This window comes from Pseudomonas sp. NY15374, assembly GCF_048068255.1.
Lineage (GTDB): Bacteria > Pseudomonadota > Gammaproteobacteria > Pseudomonadales > Pseudomonadaceae > Aquipseudomonas > Aquipseudomonas machongensis.
The window spans coordinates 166123-181158 of record NZ_JBLUPZ010000010.1 but is presented as its reverse complement, the minus strand read 5'-3'; the positions used below and the strand labels follow the sequence as shown (position 1 = coordinate 181158).

General features: G+C 64.3%; 17 protein-coding genes. 10 read left to right on the top strand and 7 right to left on the bottom strand.

Translation table 11 applies throughout. The features are described 5' to 3' along the window. Window positions 1-5 precede the first annotated feature (5 nt). Window positions 6-302 carry a hypothetical protein gene (locus ACNFHO_RS20735; protein WP_416767200.1) on the bottom strand — a complete coding sequence of 99 codons (297 nt, stop codon included), beginning with the start codon at window positions 300-302 and terminating at the stop codon, window positions 6-8. A gap of 504 nt (window positions 303-806) precedes the next feature. Between ACNFHO_RS20735 and urtA the strand changes: the two genes are divergently transcribed. The 7 genes from urtA to ACNFHO_RS20700 all read left to right on the top strand — a co-directional run bounded on the left by urtA (window position 807) and on the right by ACNFHO_RS20700 (window position 7549). Continuing rightward, window positions 807-2072, top strand: a complete 1266-nt coding sequence (urtA, locus tag ACNFHO_RS20730) for an urea ABC transporter substrate-binding protein (protein ID WP_112899285.1) — start codon at window positions 807-809, stop codon at window positions 2070-2072. Between the two features lie 127 nt (window positions 2073-2199). Continuing rightward, entirely contained in the window at window positions 2200-3687 is a 1488-nt protein-coding gene (urtB, locus tag ACNFHO_RS20725; RefSeq protein WP_063546345.1) for an urea ABC transporter permease subunit UrtB, read from the top strand. Further along, window positions 3687-4766, top strand: coding sequence for an urea ABC transporter permease subunit UrtC (urtC, locus tag ACNFHO_RS20720; protein ID WP_054894572.1), 1080 nt, complete (start codon window positions 3687-3689; stop codon window positions 4764-4766). The genes urtB and urtC overlap by 1 nt, the downstream gene beginning before the upstream one ends. Beyond that, entirely contained in the window at window positions 4763-5620 is an 858-nt protein-coding gene (gene urtD / locus ACNFHO_RS20715; protein ID WP_416767198.1) for an urea ABC transporter ATP-binding protein UrtD, read from the top strand. The genes urtC and urtD overlap by 4 nt, the downstream gene beginning before the upstream one ends. Before the next feature lie 140 nt (window positions 5621-5760). Next, complete coding sequence (gene urtE, locus ACNFHO_RS20710) at window positions 5761-6459, top strand: urea ABC transporter ATP-binding subunit UrtE (protein ID WP_054894570.1); 699 nt, start codon at window positions 5761-5763, stop codon at window positions 6457-6459. A gap of 31 nt (window positions 6460-6490) precedes the next feature. Further along, a complete protein-coding gene (locus ACNFHO_RS20705; protein ID WP_414154363.1) occupies window positions 6491-7015 on the top strand; it encodes an N-acetyltransferase family protein in 525 nt (174 codons plus the stop codon). A 3-nt stretch (window positions 7016-7018) separates the two neighbouring features. After that, window positions 7019-7549 (top strand): GNAT family N-acetyltransferase, encoded by a 531-nt coding sequence (locus ACNFHO_RS20700; RefSeq protein ID WP_054894568.1) that lies wholly within the window; start codon window positions 7019-7021, stop codon window positions 7547-7549. Window positions 7550-7562: 13 nt separating this feature from the next. Here ACNFHO_RS20700 and ACNFHO_RS20695 read toward each other — a convergent pair whose 3' ends face one another. Both ACNFHO_RS20695 and cbpA read right to left on the bottom strand, forming a co-directional pair. Further along, window positions 7563-7868 carry a chaperone modulator CbpM gene (locus ACNFHO_RS20695; RefSeq protein WP_054894567.1) on the bottom strand — a complete coding sequence of 102 codons (306 nt, stop codon included), beginning with the start codon at window positions 7866-7868 and terminating at the stop codon, window positions 7563-7565. 2 nt (window positions 7869-7870) lie between these two features. Then, window positions 7871-8824 carry a curved DNA-binding protein gene (gene cbpA, locus ACNFHO_RS20690; RefSeq protein ID WP_054894566.1) on the bottom strand — a complete coding sequence of 318 codons (954 nt, stop codon included), beginning with the start codon at window positions 8822-8824 and terminating at the stop codon, window positions 7871-7873. 163 nt (window positions 8825-8987) lie between these two features. Between cbpA and ACNFHO_RS20685 the strand changes: the two genes are divergently transcribed. Then, window positions 8988-10259, top strand: coding sequence for an Hsp70 family protein (locus ACNFHO_RS20685; RefSeq protein WP_063546350.1), 1272 nt, complete (start codon window positions 8988-8990; stop codon window positions 10257-10259). Between the two features lie 129 nt (window positions 10260-10388). Here the strand turns inward: ACNFHO_RS20685 and ACNFHO_RS20680 are convergent, their stop codons facing one another. The 3 genes from ACNFHO_RS20680 to ACNFHO_RS20670 all read right to left on the bottom strand — a co-directional run bounded on the left by ACNFHO_RS20680 (window position 10389) and on the right by ACNFHO_RS20670 (window position 12611). Beyond that, window positions 10389-11396, bottom strand: a complete 1008-nt coding sequence (locus ACNFHO_RS20680; protein ID WP_054894564.1) for an AI-2E family transporter — start codon at window positions 11394-11396, stop codon at window positions 10389-10391. A gap of 70 nt (window positions 11397-11466) precedes the next feature. Continuing rightward, window positions 11467-11760, bottom strand: coding sequence for a PsiF family protein (locus ACNFHO_RS20675; RefSeq protein WP_054894563.1), 294 nt, complete (start codon window positions 11758-11760; stop codon window positions 11467-11469). A gap of 62 nt (window positions 11761-11822) precedes the next feature. Next, window positions 11823-12611 carry an AraC family transcriptional regulator gene (locus tag ACNFHO_RS20670; RefSeq protein WP_416767195.1) on the bottom strand — a complete coding sequence of 263 codons (789 nt, stop codon included), beginning with the start codon at window positions 12609-12611 and terminating at the stop codon, window positions 11823-11825. A 166-nt stretch (window positions 12612-12777) separates the two neighbouring features. On the opposite strand from ACNFHO_RS20670, the gene ACNFHO_RS20665 reads away from it, so the two are divergent. Then, complete coding sequence (locus ACNFHO_RS20665) at window positions 12778-13671, top strand: DMT family transporter (RefSeq protein ID WP_416767193.1); 894 nt, start codon at window positions 12778-12780, stop codon at window positions 13669-13671. Here the strand turns inward: ACNFHO_RS20665 and ACNFHO_RS20660 are convergent. Continuing rightward, window positions 13652-14542 carry an esterase/lipase family protein gene (locus ACNFHO_RS20660; RefSeq protein WP_416767192.1) on the bottom strand — a complete coding sequence of 297 codons (891 nt, stop codon included), beginning with the start codon at window positions 14540-14542 and terminating at the stop codon, window positions 13652-13654. The genes ACNFHO_RS20665 and ACNFHO_RS20660 overlap by 20 nt on opposite strands. A 135-nt stretch (window positions 14543-14677) precedes the next feature. Between ACNFHO_RS20660 and osmE the strand changes: the two genes are divergently transcribed. After that, window positions 14678-15019: an osmotically-inducible lipoprotein OsmE gene (gene osmE / locus ACNFHO_RS20655; RefSeq protein ID WP_054925771.1), complete on the top strand. Its 342-nt coding sequence runs from the start codon at window positions 14678-14680 to the stop codon at window positions 15017-15019. Window positions 15020-15036: the final 17 nt, after the last annotated feature.

The following is a 15036-nucleotide window of genomic DNA, read 5'->3' as shown; positions in this document are numbered from 1 at the left end:
GCCCGCTAAGGCGCCTCCAACCCCTCCAGCACCGCTTCAGCCAGCGCCACGCCCTTCTCCAGTGAATTTTCCGTCGCAGTCAGCAAGCTGCGCAGAGGTTCACCCACCTGCTCCAACGCCAGCGCATTGGTTTCATACGCAGCCTTGAGCGCCGCGATCGCGCACACCAGCGCGTCGGCACTGTCGATGCCTGCGCGCAAGGTACAGATCGGGTCATGGGACTGATGGCAGGTGCCGTAATCCATGCTGGCCGTGACAGGCCGGCGACGACGCGGGGTTGGGATGTATGGGTCATGGATCATGACTGAGCCTCCCGCTGGGTGGATGCGGAAGGTGGATCTGGAACGATCTTCTTGAGCATGGTGCATCTCCTTGCAGCTCTCTCTTTATGACGCTCCGAGCCCATACGCCAATATAGGTGGACGGAGCCGTGCGGGTTGGCGTGCCGGCAGAGAGAACCGGTGAGCCCGAAGGCTCCCACACACGGCTCCGCCCATAACGGGTGCAGCCATGCAGAGCAAAGTCGCAAGGAGCGTCAATGCTCGATCTCTCTGTATAACGGGACGCCAATCCCGGCCGCAGAATCTACTGCGGTGCCGAACGGTACTCAAGTACCGCTTATGTGTCAAAACTGTTCACCGCCCTGGCCCCAATCCTGTGCAGGCCAGCCGCGCAAGCACCAACCTGGCCCTCCTCCAAGCCCCGCATCGAAGCACAACCCTTCTAATCTGCAGCCTCGCGCACCACGGCACAGCCTTTGCAATCTCCCTTCTGCCAACACCACAACAACTCAGCGGAGAGAGCACATGAAGCGACGCAGTCTGATCAAGGCCTTCACCCTCAGCGCATCGATCGCGGCGATGGGCCTGAGCTGGAGCATCCAGGCGGCCGAGACCATCAAGGTCGGCATCCTGCATTCGCTGTCCGGGACCATGGCCATTTCCGAAACGTCGCTCAAGGACATGGCGCTGATGACCATCGACGAGATCAACGCCAAGGGCGGGGTCAATGGCAAGCTGCTCGAACCGGTGGTGGTCGACCCGGCCTCGAACTGGCCGCTGTTCGCCGAGAAGAGCCGCCAACTGCTGACTCAGGACAAGGTCGCGGTGGTGTTCGGTTGCTGGACCTCGGTGTCGCGCAAGTCGGTGCTGCCGGTGTTCGAGGAGCTCAACGGGCTGCTGTTCTACCCGGTGCAATATGAAGGCGAGGAGATGTCGCCGAACGTGTTCTACACCGGCGCTGCGCCCAACCAGCAGGCGATCCCGGCGGTGGAATACCTGATGAGCGAAGACGGCGGTGGTGCCAAGCGCTTCTTCCTGCTGGGCACCGACTACGTCTACCCGCGCACCACCAACAAGATCCTGCGCGCTTTCCTGCACAGCAAGGGCGTGGCCGACAAGGACATCGAAGAGGTCTACACGCCGTTCGGCCACAGCGACTACCAGACCATCGTCGCCAACATCAAGAAGTTCTCCGCAGGCGGCAAGACGGCGGTGATCTCCACCGTCAATGGCGACTCCAATGTGCCCTTCTACAAAGAGCTGGCCAACCAGGGCCTGAAAGCCACCGACGTGCCGGTGGTGGCCTTCTCGGTGGGAGAAGAGGAACTGCGTGGCATCGACACCAAGCCGCTGGTCGGCCACTTGGCGGCGTGGAACTACTTCGAGTCGGTGGAAAACCCGGTCAACCAGAAGTTCGTCGCCGACTGGAAAGCCTACGCCAAGGCCAAGGGCCTGCCGGGTGCCGACAAGGCGGTGACCAACGACCCGATGGAGGCCACTTACGTGGGCATCCACATGTGGGCGCAGGCGGTCGAGAAAGCCAAGTCCACCGATGTCGACAAAGTGCGTGAGGCCTTGGCCGGGCAGAGCTTCCAGGCACCGTCCGGCTTCACCCTGACCATGGACAAGACCAACCACCACCTGCACAAGCCGGTGATGATCGGCGAGATCCAGGAAGACGGGCAGTTCAGTGTGGTCTGGCAGACCGAGCAGCCGCTGCGTGCGCAGCCGTGGAGCCCGTTCATACCAGGCAATGACAAGCGGCCTGACTATGCAGTGAAAGGTAACTGAGTGCATGGGGCCGCTTTGCGGCCCATTCGCGGGCAAGCCCGCTCCCACAGATCCCGGGAACACCGCTGAACCTGTGGGAGCGGGCTTGCCCGCGAAGAATCCACCTCCGATTTCCAGGATTGCTCGCATGCTCAGACTCCTGCTCACCCTCCTCCTCCTGCTACCCCTAGCCACTCAGGCCAGCGAGGGCGAATTCTTCCTCGGCGCCAAGCCCGCGGAACAGGCCAGCCTGCTCGAAGGCTGGGCCGCACAGCCCGAACCGGCGCGCCTGGCGCTGCTGGAAAACCTGCGCGAAGGGCGCATAGCCGAAGACGACACGCGCAAGGTGCGCCTGAACAATCGCCTGCGCGGCCTGATCGACAACGCCCTGGCCAGCCATCAACTGCTCAGCGCCGACAGCAACCTGCGTCTGGCCGCTGCACGGCAACTGCAAAAAAGCGCGCAACCGGCACAGATGGCGCTGCTCGACCGCGCCTTCGCCAGTGAGCCGGACGCTGCCGTGCACGCCGCCCTGGGCCTCGCCCTGGCCAACCTGCAACTGGGCGCCAGCGAACCTCGGGTACGCCTGGCCGCAGTGCGCCTGCTCGGGGAAACCGGCGACCCGCTGGCACGTACCCGTCTGGAAGCTCTGTTGCAGCCTGGCGCAGAACCCGACGCCGGGGTGCGCACCGCCGCCGAGACCAGCCTGGCCCAGGTCCAACGCAAGCTGCTGTTCGGTGAGATCCTCGGCCAGGCGTTCAGCGGTCTGTCGCTGGGTTCGATCCTGCTGCTGGCGGCCTTGGGCCTGGCGATCACCTTCGGCCTGCTAGGGGTGATCAACATGGCCCACGGCGAAATGCTGATGCTCGGTGCCTACAGCACCTACCTGGTGCAGGTGCTGCTGCAGCGCTACGCCCCCGGCGCCATCGAGTTCTACCCGCTGATCGCCCTGCCGGTGGCCTTCGCCGTCAGTGCCGGAGTCGGCATGGCGCTGGAACGCACCGTCATCCGCCATCTCTACGGCCGCCCGCTGGAAACCCTGCTGGCGACCTGGGGCATCAGCCTGATCCTGATCCAGGCGGTGCGCCTGCTGTTCGGCGCGCAGAACGTCGAGGTGAGCAACCCGGCGTGGTTGTCTGGCGGCATCCAGGTGCTGCCCAACCTGGTGCTGCCTTACAACCGCCTGGTGATCATCGGCTTCGCCCTGGCAGTGGTGCTGCTCACCTGGCTGCTGCTCAACCGCACACGGTTGGGGCTGAACGTGCGCGCGGTCACGCAGAACCGCAGCATGGCGGCCTGCTGCGGCGTGTCCACCGGGCGCGTCGACATGCTCGCCTTCGGCCTGGGCTCGGGTATCGCCGGGCTGGGCGGGGTCGCCCTGAGCCAGGTCGGCAACGTCGGCCCTGACCTGGGCCAGAGCTACATCATCGACTCCTTCCTGGTGGTGGTGCTCGGCGGCGTCGGGCAACTGGCCGGCAGCCTCTGGGCGGCCTTCGGGCTGGGCATCGCCAACAAGCTGCTGGAACCGCAGATCGGTGCGGTACTCGGCAAGATCCTCATCCTTGCGCTGATCATTCTGTTCATCCAGAAACGCCCGCAAGGCCTGTTCGCCCTCAAGGGACGGGTAATCGACTGATGAACCAGCCACTGCTTGTCACTGCCACGCAAAAGGTCGGGCCACGCCTGTCACTGGCCATCGGCGCCATTGTCATCCTGGTGCTGCTGGCCCTGCCGCTGCTGTCGCTGCTACCTGACGGCCATGCGCTGCAGGTCTCGGCCTACACCCTGACCCTGGTCGGCAAGATCCTTTGCTACGCCATCGTCGCCCTGGCCCTGGACCTGGTCTGGGGCTACGCCGGGCTGCTGTCGCTGGGCCACGGCCTGTTCTTCGCCCTCGGCGGCTATGCCATGGGCATGTACCTGATGCGCCAGGCGGCCGGCGACGGCCTGCCAGGCTTCATGACCTTCCTGTCGTGGAGCGAGCTGCCCTGGTACTGGGCCGGCACCCAGCACTTCGCCTGGGCGCTGTGCCTGGCGGTACTGGCGCCGGGGATGCTGGCACTGGTGTTCGGCTGGTTCGCCTTCCGTTCGCGGATCAAGGGCGTGTACTTCTCGATCATGACCCAGGCCCTGACCTTTGCCGGGATGCTGCTGTTCTTTCGCAACGAAACCGGGTTCGGCGGCAACAACGGCTTCACCAGCTTCCGCACCATCCTGGGCTTCGAGATCACCGCACCGGGCACCCGCGCGGTGCTGTTCCTGCTCACTGTCGCACTGCTGCTGGGCAGCCTGTACCTGTGCTGGTGGCTGACGCGCAGCAAGTTCGGGCGCTTGCTCACCGCGCTGCGCGACGCCGAGAACCGCCTGATGTTCTGCGGATACGATCCACGCGGCTTCAAGCTGCTGGTGTGGGTGCTCAGCGCCGTGCTGTGCGGCCTGGCCGGGGCGCTTTACGTGCCGCAGGTGGGCATCATCAACCCCAGCGAAATGTCGCCGACCAATTCCATCGAAGCCGCTGTCTGGGTTGCCCTGGGCGGACGCGGCACGCTGATCGGCCCGCTGCTTGGCGCAGGCCTGGTCAATGGCATGAAGAGCTGGTTCACCGTGGCCTTCCCGGAGTTCTGGCTGTTCTTCCTCGGCGCACTGTTCATCCTGGTCACCCTGTACCTGCCCAAGGGCGTGGTCGGGCTGCTGAAGAAAAGGAGCCAGCCATGAGAGGCACCCCTGCGGTTCATCCGGAATTCATGCTGGAGCCGGTCTTCGATCAGGTGGGCACCGGCCGCGACGCCATCGGCCTGGGTCAACCGCGCAAGGCTGGGCTCGACACCCGCCACGGCACGGTACTGAGCCTTGAAGACATCAGCGTCAGCTTCGACGGGTTCAAGGCGCTCAACGCGCTCAACCTGTACATCGGCGTCGGCGAGCTGCGCTGCATCATCGGCCCCAACGGCGCCGGCAAGACCACGATGATGGACGTGATCACCGGCAAGACCCGCCCCGACACCGGCAGTGCGTTCTTTGGCGATACCCTGGACCTGACCCGCATGAGCGAGTACCAGATCGCCCAGGCGGGCATCGGCCGCAAATTCCAGAAGCCCACGGTGTTCGAGGCGCTGAGCGTGCATGAAAACCTCGAGTTGGCGCTCAAGACCGACAAGTCGGTCTGGGCCAGCCTGGCGGCGCGCTTGAGCGGCGAGCAGCGTGAACGAATAGAGCACGTACTGACGACCGTGCGCCTGAACAGCCTGGCCTCACGCCAGGCCGGGCTGTTGTCACACGGCCAGAAGCAGTTCCTGGAGATCGCCATGCTGCTGGTGCAGGAGCCGCAGTTGCTGCTGCTCGACGAGCCGGTGGCGGGCATGACCGACGCCGAGACCGAGTTCACCGCCGAGCTGTTCAAGGGCCTGGCGGGCACGCATTCGCTGATGGTGGTGGAGCACGACATGGGCTTCGTGGGCAGCATTGCCGACCATGTGACGGTGCTGCACCAGGGCTCGGTGCTGGCCGAGGGGTCGCTGGCACAGGTGCAGGCGGACGAGCGGGTGGTCGAGGTTTATCTCGGTCGTTGAACAGTGGGAATTGTGTCGGCCTTTTCGCGGGCAAGTCGGAGCGCCGAACCACCGCTCCCACAAGACAGCGTGAACCCGTAGGAGCGGGCTTGCCCGCGAAAAGGCCGGCACAGACAAAACAGTTTTACTAGGAACCCAACATGCTCAAGATCGACACCCTGCACCAGTACTATGGCGGCAGCCACATCCTCCGAGGCCTGTCGTTCGAAGCCAGGATCGGCGAAGTCACCTGCCTGCTGGGCCGCAACGGCGTGGGCAAGACCACCCTGCTGCGCTGCCTGATGGGCCTGGTGCCAGCCCGCGAAGGCAGCATCGAGTGGGAGGGCAAGCCGATCACTGCGCTCAAGCCCCAGCAGCGGGTGCATGCCGGCATCGCCTACGTGCCCCAGGGCCGCGAGATATTCCCGCGCCTGACCGTGGAGGAAAACCTGCTGATGGGCCTGTCGCGCTTCAGCGCCCGCGAGGCGCGGGAGGTGCCGGCATTCATCTACGAGCTGTTCCCGGTGCTCGAACAGATGAAGCAACGCCGTGGCGGCGACCTCTCCGGCGGCCAGCAGCAACAGCTGGCGATCGGTCGCGCCCTGGCCAGCCGCCCGCGCCTGCTGATCCTCGACGAACCCACCGAAGGCATCCAGCCGTCGGTGATCAAGGAAATCGGCGCAGTCATCCGCAGCCTGGCCCAGCGCGGCGACATGGCCATCCTGCTGGTCGAGCAGTTCTACGATTTTGCCGAAGAGCTGGCCGACCAGTACCTGGTCATGGCCCGCGGTGAAATCGTCCAGCGCGGCCGCGGCGAAAACATGCAGGCAGAAGGTGTACGTGGGCTGGTAACCATTTAATCTGCAGCATCGACTTCGCGAAGACACTGCCATGAGCTACCTGATCCGTGATGCCCTACCCGACGACGTGGCGGGCATCCTCGACATCTACAACGACGCCGTGCGCAACACCACGGCGATCTGGAACGAAACCCCGGTCGACCTGGCCAACCGCCAGGCCTGGTTCGCCGCCCGCGCCGAGCAGGGTTACCCGATCCTGGTCGCGGCCGACGCAACCGGCGTACTGGGCTACGCCTCGTTCGGCGACTGGCGGCCGTTCGAGGGTTTTCGCCTCACGGTCGAACACTCGGTGTACATCCGCAGCGACCAGCGCGGCAAGGGCCTGGGTCCGCTGCTGATGCAGGCGCTGGTCGAACGCGCCCGACAGTGCGGCAAGCACATGATGGTCGCGGCCATCGAGAGCGGCAACGCGGCCTCGATCCGTCTGCACGAGCGACTGGGTTTCATTACGACCGGGCAAATGGCCCAGGTCGGGGTGAAGTTCGGTCGCTGGCTCGACCTGACGTTCATGCAACTGGCGTTGGACGACAACCGCGAACCACCTCGAAAGGACTGATTCATGAACGCCGCACAGCTACAGCGCGTCACCCACGAGAGCCTGACCTACTACCGCGACAGCCTCGTGGCGCTGTTGCTCGATGCGGTACGCAATGGGGCTTCGGTGGGGTTTCTGGCGGACATCGACGAGGCCCAGGCGCTTGCGTATTTCGCTGAAGTTCGCAGCCGGCTTGTCAGCGGTGAGCAGTTGCTCTGGGTGATCGCCCAGGGGCAGGAGGTGCTGGCCAGCGTGCAGTTGGGGCTGTGCCTGAAACCCAACGGCCTGAACCGCGCCGAGGTGCAAAAGCTGCTGGTGCACAGCCGTGCCCGGCGGCGTGGGCTGGGGCAACAGTTGATAGCGGCGCTGGAGGCCGATGCCCGACGTCTGAAACGCGGGATGCTGTACCTGGACACCGAGGCAGGGTCGGGTGCCGAGGGATTCTACCAGGCACTGGGGTATGACAAGGCCGGTGAGATCCCGGACTATGCCTGCGGCCCGGATGGTGTGTATCGGGCGACCGCGCTGTACTACAAGGTGCTGGCTGGCGCTTGAGAACACCGCAGTTCTACATCTGGGTGAATCGCCCCAAACGCTGCCTCAACATGCTGTTCTCACTGCGCAACTGCTGCACTTCCTGCAGCAACTCCAGCGCCAGCGCCACCCCTTCCCACTCCAGTTCCAACTCCTGGTGCAGCTTTGCCGCACGCTTGGCCAGCAGCGGCGCCTGATCGTCGAATAACCAGTCCTCCGGGGTGCGCCCGGTGGGTTCGACAATGCCGTGCTCGACGATTTCGATCACGCAGTCGGCCGTGACATCGGCCTCCTGACACAAGGTTCGCATGTCCAGTTGAACGATCAGGGTGCTGCTCATGGTCACTTACTCCATTGTGTCCTCGGGTTGAACGCGGCCTTCTCGGAGAGTTTGGTCCAGAGTTCGCGAGTGGTCGCATCGGAGGTGCTCGGCATGACCACCTTGAGCTGGGCGTAGAGATCGCCACGCTCGCCCTGCTTGTTCGCAAGGCCCATGCCCTTGACCCGCAGGCGCTGGCCGCTCTGGCTGTCGGGGCGGATGGTCAGGTTGATCTTGCCGGTCAGGGTCGGTACCGCCACCTTGGTGCCCAGCGCTGCCTCCCAGGGAGCCAGCGGCACGGTGATGATCAGGTCGTGGCCTTCGACATCGAACAGCGGGTGCGGCGCCATGCGGATGGTCAGGAACAGGTCGCCGTTGGCACCACCGCCGACACCCGGAGCGCCCTGGCCCTTGAGGCGAATACGCTCGCCGTCGGTCACTCCGGCCGGGATCTTCACGTTCAGCGTCTTGGTGGTGAAACCGGTGCGCTGCCCGGCAGCGTTGGTCTGCGGCACCTGGAAGCTGATCTGTTTGGACTCCTTGCTCAGGGTCTCTTCGAGAAACACCGCCAGTTCCAGTTCCACGTCCTGCCCTCGCCTGCCGGCACTGCGCTGCTGGCCGCGTGCGCCGCCAAAGGGATTGCCGCCACGGGCACCGAAGATCGAGCTGAAGAAGTCGGAGAAGTCACCGCTCTCGAAGCCGCCGCCACCGCCGCGGCTTTCCCAGCCTGGCGGCGCCTGGAACGGCCGGCCATGCTGGCCGCCGTACTTGCGGATCTCGTCGAATTCAGCGCGTTTCTGCGCATCGCCCAGCACTTCGTAGGCCTCGTTGGCCTCTTTGAATTTCTCCTCGGCGTCACGCTCCTTGCTGACGTCGGGGTGATACTTGCGCGCCAGCTTGCGGTACGCGGCCTTGATCGCCTTCTCGTCCGCGCTGGGCTCGACGCCGAGTATCTTGTAATAGTCTTTGAAGTCCATCTAAGGATCACCAGTAGGAATTTTCGTGTTGCATCTGAAGATTGGGGTCAAGCATAGCCTTTCAAGGTTCGCTTGGGTTTGTCATATGGCAGACGATCGGTCTTGATTCTGTCGGCCACTGGCATAAACTGCGCGGCCGTTTGGCCTCCGGAAGCCCCTCCCCATGTCTGACCTATCCCCGGCTCGCGCCCTTGGCATCGACTTCGGCACCTCCAACTCCACGGTGGGTTGGCACCGCCCTGGCGTCGAATCGCTGATCGCCCTGGAAGAGGGCAAGATCACCCTGCCGTCGGTGGTGTTCTTCAACATCGAGGAGCGGCGCCCGGTGTATGGCCGTCTGGCCCTGCACGAGTACCTGGAAGGCTACGAAGGCCGCCTGATGCGCTCGCTCAAGAGCCTCCTGGGCTCCAAGCTGATCAAGCATGACACCAGCGTGCTCGGCAGCGCGCTGCCATTCAAGGACCTGCTGGGCATGTTCATCGGCGAACTGAAGAAGCGCGCCGAGGCCAATGCCGGGCGCAGCTTCGACCAGGTCGTGCTGGGCCGCCCGGTGTTCTTCGTCGACGAGGACCCGGCGGCCGACCAGGAGGCCGAGGATACCCTCGCCGAAGTCGCACGCAAGATCGGCTTCAAGGACGTGTCGTTCCAGTACGAACCGATCGCCGCAGCCTTCGACTACGAGTCGGGCATCAGCCGCGAAGAGCTGGTGCTCATCGTCGATATCGGCGGTGGTACTTCGGACTTTACCCTGATCCGCCTGTCGCCCGAACGGCACCTGGTCGATGAGCGCCAGGATGACATCCTCGCCACCGGCGGCGTGCACATCGGCGGTACCGACTTCGACAAGCAACTGAGCCTGCAAGGCGTGATGCCGCTGTTCGGCTATGGCAGCCGCATGAAGAGCGGCGCGCTGATGCCGACCAGCTACCACCTGAACCTGGCGACCTGGCACACCATCAACGCCCTGTACTCGCAGAAGTCGCAACTGGCCCTGGGCAGCATGCGCTACGACATCGAGGATGCGCTGGGCATCGATCGCCTGTTCAACCTGATCGAACAGCGCGCCGGACACTGGCTGGCGATGGAAGTGGAGGCCAGCAAGATCGAGCTGACCGACCAGGTCAGCCGGCGCATCGACCTGGGCCGGGTCGAGCCGGGCCTGGCTGCGGACCTGACCCGCGGCCTGTTCGAGGACGCCATCGACGGCCTGTTGCAGCGGGTCCGTGGCAGCGTCAGCGAGCTGCTGGCCAAGGCCGGGGTCAGTGAAGCGCAGGTGGATACGGTGTTCTTCACCGGGGGCTCGAGCGGCATTCCGGCGCTGCGCAACAGCGTTGCGGCGATGCTGCCCAATGCGCGGCATGTGGAAGGCAATATCTTTGGCAGCATTGGCAGCGGTCTGGCCATTGAGGCGCGCAAGCGGTACGGGACAATCTGAGCCTTTGCCTGTACTGGCCTCTTCGCGGGTAAACCCGCTCCCACTGGATTACCTATGCCTTGAAGGCAGCGGTGGACCTGTGGGAGCGGGTTTACCCGCGAAGAGGCCGGTACACGTTCAAGCAACCCCTCAGACCAGCTCCATCCGCCTCAGCTCACTCTTCAGGTAGGCATAGTAGATCGGCCCCGCCACCACCCCCGGCAAGCCGAACGCCGCTTCGAACACCAGCATCGCCAGCAACAGCTCCCACGACTTGGCACGGATCTGCCCACCGACGATCCGCGCGTTGAGGAAATACTCGACCTTGTGGATGACGATCAGGTAGCCCAGCGCCGCCGCCGCAACCCAGATCGACAACGACAGCCCGACGATGGTGATCAGGGTGTTGGACATCAGGTTGCCGATCACTGGCAGCAGCCCGAGCAGGAAGGTCAGTACGATCAGGGTCTTGGTCAGCGGCAGGTGCACGTCGAACAGCGGCAGCACCACGGCGAGGAAGATGCCGGTGAACGCGGTGTTGAGCAGCGAGATCTTGATCTGCGCGAAGACGATATTGCGAAACGCCTGCACCAGCAGGCTCAGACGCTCGAACAGCGCGGCGGCCAGCGGCTTGCGTCGGGACAGGTCGGGCAGCCGTTGCAAGGCGATGATGGCGCCGAGGATCATGCCGATCAGCAGGGTCACGAACATGTGTGCCATGCCCTTGCCCACCAGTTGCAGGTCGCTCAGGTGGCTGCGGATCCAGTCGCCGATGGCCACCTTGAATTCTGCCGCGCTGGCCGGCAGGTAACCCTCGATGAACGGCGGCAGCTGCCCCCGGGCGCGCTCCACCAGGCCCATGAACTTGTCCAGCGAAGCGCCGGGGTTTTCGGCTTCGTGCAGCAGGAAGCTGAAAGCGCCGGCGATCAACAGCGTCAGCGTGCTCACCACCAGGGTGCCGAGCAGCGCCACCGCCAGCCAGCGCGCCCGTTGTCCGGCGATCAGTGGCTGCAAGCGTGGGGTGAGCATGTTCACCAGCTCGAACACCAGCAGGCCCGCGAGCAGGCTCGGCAGCAGCTTGAGGGGCAACGCCAGGAGCAGGCCGGCAACGACGATGATGCAGCTGGCCAGGGTGATCTGGCGGGGAGTGAAAGTCATACAGCCTCGGCGGCAGACAGCGGAAAGACCCGCAGTCTGCCAGCCTTCAGGCGCAAGGCATAGGCGCAGGTCACTTCTTCTTCAGGCATTCGCTCATGAATGCCTTGCGCTCGTCGCCCTTGAGCGCCGTGGCCTTCGGGTCGGCGTTACAGGCCTTCATGCGCTCCTGCGGCGTGGTCGGCTTGGCAGGCTCGGCTTTTTTCAGGCAGTTGCTCATGAACGCCTTGCGCTCGTCGCCCTTGAGGGCCTGAGTGGTAGCGTCGGCGTTACAGGTCTTCATCTTTTCCTGTTGCGGCGTAGCGGCGAATCCTTGCCCAGCGATCGACATCCCCAGTACCAGCAATGACACATGCAGCATCTTCATGGAGTGGTCTCCTTGTCCCGCGCAGGATGCACGGTCGTCGAGCTGAGTGTAGACAACAATTCCTACATCCCTGATCGCACGCGGCGCCGGTATTGCTCAGGCGTGCACCGAGCCTGGCGCTGGAACATGGCGATGAACGCCGAGGCACTGCTGTAGCCCAGGTCGAAGGCGATGCTCTGGATCGGCGTGCCGCTTTCCAGCGCTTCGATGGCGCGCAGAAAGCGCAGGCGCAAGCGCCACTCGCCAAAGCTCATGCCCAGCTCGCGGATGAACTGGCGGGCCAGGGTACGCTCGCTGACATGCACCTGCGCGGCCCAGTCACCGAGCGGTCGGTTATCGCCGGGCTCGGCGTGCAGGGCCTCGAGCACCTGACGCAGGCCGTCGCTGCGGGCGAAAGGCAGGTAGCAGGTTTGCGTGGGTGCCAGCCGCAGTTGGTCGAGCAGCACCTGGACCAGGCGCTGGTCCCGTTCGTCCTGGGCGATCTTGAGGTCGCGACGGGCAAAGTCGCCGAGGATCGCCTTGAGGATGTCGCTTATCGCCAGGCTGCAAGGCTGGGCCGGCAGATCGACGCATAGGCTGCGGTCGAGGTAGACCGAGCGGAAGACGACGGCCTGCGGGTTGTAGCAACCGTGCTCATGATCAGGAGGAACCCAGACCGCGTGGTTTGGCGGCGAGATGAAACGCTGGCCGTCGACATCCAGGTGCATGACGCCGTGAGCGGCATAGTTGAGCTGGCCCCACGGATGAAAGTGCGGGGCGCTGACCGTGTCGGCGCCGAACTCGTCGTAGCGAAAGTACACCGGCGCCGGGAGTTCGGGGAAACGAGGATGGTCGAGGTATTTGGCGGACATGCTGTCTGCTTCACGGGGCGAGTTGTCTGGATGGGAGTATAGCCTTGTGGACAGACAGAGGATAATGGCGGGCATCTGCGGTGTTCTTTTCGCGGGCAAGTCGGAGCGCCGAACCGCCCCCCAGAAGCGTCACACCGAAACAGCAATTCCCACGAGTCAAAGCCTCATGAACTACAGCTTCCCCGTCCTGGCGATTCTTATCTGGGCCGGCAACACCGTCGTCACCAAGATGTCCGCCGGGGCGATCTTTCCCGCCGAGATCGGCTTCTACCGCTGGCTGCTCGCAGGCCTGCTGTTCACCCCCTTCCTGCTGCCGCAGGTGTGGCGCAATCGCACAGCGATCCGCCCGCTCTTGGGCAAGCTGTTCGTCCTGGGGGTACTGGGCATGGTCATGTACCAGAGCATGGCGTACTTCGCCGCCGGCATCACCAGCGCCACCAACATGGGCATCATCCTTTCGCTGATGCCACTGATGTCGCTGGCCCTGTCGATCGCCTGGCTCGGCCAGCGCCTGACCTACGGCGCCTCGCTCGGCGCCCTGGTGTCGTTCTTCGGCGTGCTGGAGGTGGTGTCCGCCGGCAATCCCGGCGCGCTGCTGCACCAAGGGCTCAATGGCGGTGACCTGCTGATGCTGGTCGCCACCTTCGCGTATGCCCTGTACAGCGTGCTGTTGAAGAAATGGCAATTGCGCCTGCCACAGATGCAACTGCTGTATCTGCAGATCTGGATGGCGATCCTGGTACTGCTGCCGATGTACCTGCTGTCGGAGAAGACCGGGCTGACCCCGAACAACATCGGCCTGGTGCTGTATGCCTGTGTGCTGGCGTCGATGATCGCGCCGCAGTTCTGGATGCAGGCCGTGCACAGGCTCGGGCCGACCCGCACGACCCTGTTCTTCAACCTGTTGCCGGTGGTGACTGCCGTGATCGCTGCTGGCGTCCTGAACGAACAGTTGGCCAGCTATCACTTGTATGGCGGCCTGCTGACCCTGGCCGGGGTCATCCTCGCCGAACGCTGGACCACTCCCGTGCGCCGCGCGCTTACAGCCCGGCAGCCTTGAGCCGGGCAGCGTGCTCGGTGAACAGGCGCACCGGGTCGGCGCCCTTGCCCACGGCACCGAACTGCTGGTTGACGATGTCCAGGTGATCGAGCGGGTAATCATCGCCGATCACCTGGCCCAGGTGCGAGCTGTAACGCCCGACCATGCCATCGCATTGGCCTTTTTCCCGAATGAAACTGCGGGCGAACAGCCGGCAGAAGCGGTTGCTGCCATCGAAGCGATTCCAACCCTTGTCGGTGCGCCCAGGCTGCAGGATGCCGGACCAGGAGTAGTAGCGCACGCCGTCGACCTCGGCAGCGCCCTCGCCGCCCCAGTGCTGCGGCAAGCCCTGTGGATAAGCCTGGTTGAACAGCGCCACGCCCGAACAGGTCAGCGACTGGTGCGAGGCGTGCACATCGATCGGCAACGGATCACGGCGCCAGCCGGTTTCCAGCCACACCAGCAGCAGCGCCAGGCCATGCAGTGCAGCCTTGAGCAGGCGCCCCCGTGGCGAATCGCCGGGGGCGCTGCGTTCAAGATGATCAGCCAGTTCCGAGCCGTGGTTGGGACCGGCAACAGAGGTGACCGACGCCACTCGCCCAGGCCTGCGCGCTGCGGCATAACGCGCGCTCAAAGCGCCCTGGCTGTGGCCGATGAGGTTGACCTTGTCTGCCCCGGTGCGCTGGCAGATGTCTTCGATGATCAACAGTAACTGCTCGCCACGCACCTCACTGGAATGCAGCGGCGAGACCTGCACCGCGAACACCTGTGCCCCACCCCGGCGCAACGCCGGCAGGATGCCAAACCAGTAGGGGTAGAGCAGCAAGCGCACGAAGCCGAGCATGCCCGGTACCAGCACCAGTGGGTAGCGTGTGGCCAGTTCGTTTGTCATCTGCCGTTCCTCTCCTTGAACCCTGCCCTTCTCAGGGTAGTCGCCGCTTCGCCTGATGAATCGAACTCTTGACGCGCCGTGCGGTTCCAACCTTGACAGCCACCCGCAACGGACCTTTCTGCAAGGAGCGGAACCATGAACAAAGCGATCCTGGCCATTCTTGTCGCAAGCACGACCCTCGCGGCCTGCGGCAGCCGTCCGGAAAACCCGGCGGACTACGTCACCTATCGCGACGAGCCGCTGGTCAAGCAGGTCGAGCACGGCATGACCACGCAAAAGGTCATCGCCATCGGCGGCAGCCCATCGAACATGAGCGACCTGCCCAACGGCGGGATCTGCAACGACTACATCCTCTACAAGGATGGCAAGCAACAGCCCTACTACGTGCGCTTCGACGCCAGCGGGCATGTCGACGCCAAGGGATTCAAGACCTGCAAACAGCGAGAAGAGGACCGCAAGGCCTTACCCGGCCAGTAAGCCCTCCCGCCCACTTA

Excerpts from the sequence above, each read along its gene's own strand:
- ACNFHO_RS20735 (WP_416767200.1), bottom strand. The coding sequence starts at position 302 with ATGATCCATGACCCATACATCCCAACCCCGCGTCGTCGCCGGCCTGTC.
- urtA (WP_112899285.1), top strand. The coding sequence starts at position 807 with ATGAAGCGACGCAGTCTGATCAAGGCCTTCACCCTCAGCGCATCGATC.
- urtB (WP_063546345.1), top strand. The coding sequence starts at position 2,200 with ATGCTCAGACTCCTGCTCACCCTCCTCCTCCTGCTACCCCTAGCCACT.
- urtC (WP_054894572.1), top strand. The coding sequence starts at position 3,687 with ATGAACCAGCCACTGCTTGTCACTGCCACGCAAAAGGTCGGGCCACGC.
- urtD (WP_416767198.1), top strand. The coding sequence starts at position 4,763 with ATGAGAGGCACCCCTGCGGTTCATCCGGAATTCATGCTGGAGCCGGTC.
- urtE (WP_054894570.1), top strand. The coding sequence starts at position 5,761 with ATGCTCAAGATCGACACCCTGCACCAGTACTATGGCGGCAGCCACATC.
- ACNFHO_RS20705 (WP_414154363.1), top strand. The coding sequence starts at position 6,491 with ATGAGCTACCTGATCCGTGATGCCCTACCCGACGACGTGGCGGGCATC.
- ACNFHO_RS20700 (WP_054894568.1), top strand. The coding sequence starts at position 7,019 with ATGAACGCCGCACAGCTACAGCGCGTCACCCACGAGAGCCTGACCTAC.
- ACNFHO_RS20695 (WP_054894567.1), bottom strand. The coding sequence starts at position 7,868 with ATGAGCAGCACCCTGATCGTTCAACTGGACATGCGAACCTTGTGTCAG.
- cbpA (WP_054894566.1), bottom strand. The coding sequence starts at position 8,824 with ATGGACTTCAAAGACTATTACAAGATACTCGGCGTCGAGCCCAGCGCG.
- ACNFHO_RS20685 (WP_063546350.1), top strand. The coding sequence starts at position 8,988 with ATGTCTGACCTATCCCCGGCTCGCGCCCTTGGCATCGACTTCGGCACC.
- ACNFHO_RS20680 (WP_054894564.1), bottom strand. The coding sequence starts at position 11,396 with ATGACTTTCACTCCCCGCCAGATCACCCTGGCCAGCTGCATCATCGTC.
- ACNFHO_RS20675 (WP_054894563.1), bottom strand. The coding sequence starts at position 11,760 with ATGAAGATGCTGCATGTGTCATTGCTGGTACTGGGGATGTCGATCGCT.
- ACNFHO_RS20670 (WP_416767195.1), bottom strand. The coding sequence starts at position 12,611 with ATGTCCGCCAAATACCTCGACCATCCTCGTTTCCCCGAACTCCCGGCG.
- ACNFHO_RS20665 (WP_416767193.1), top strand. The coding sequence starts at position 12,778 with ATGAACTACAGCTTCCCCGTCCTGGCGATTCTTATCTGGGCCGGCAAC.
- ACNFHO_RS20660 (WP_416767192.1), bottom strand. The coding sequence starts at position 14,542 with ATGACAAACGAACTGGCCACACGCTACCCACTGGTGCTGGTACCGGGC.
- osmE (WP_054925771.1), top strand. The coding sequence starts at position 14,678 with ATGAACAAAGCGATCCTGGCCATTCTTGTCGCAAGCACGACCCTCGCG.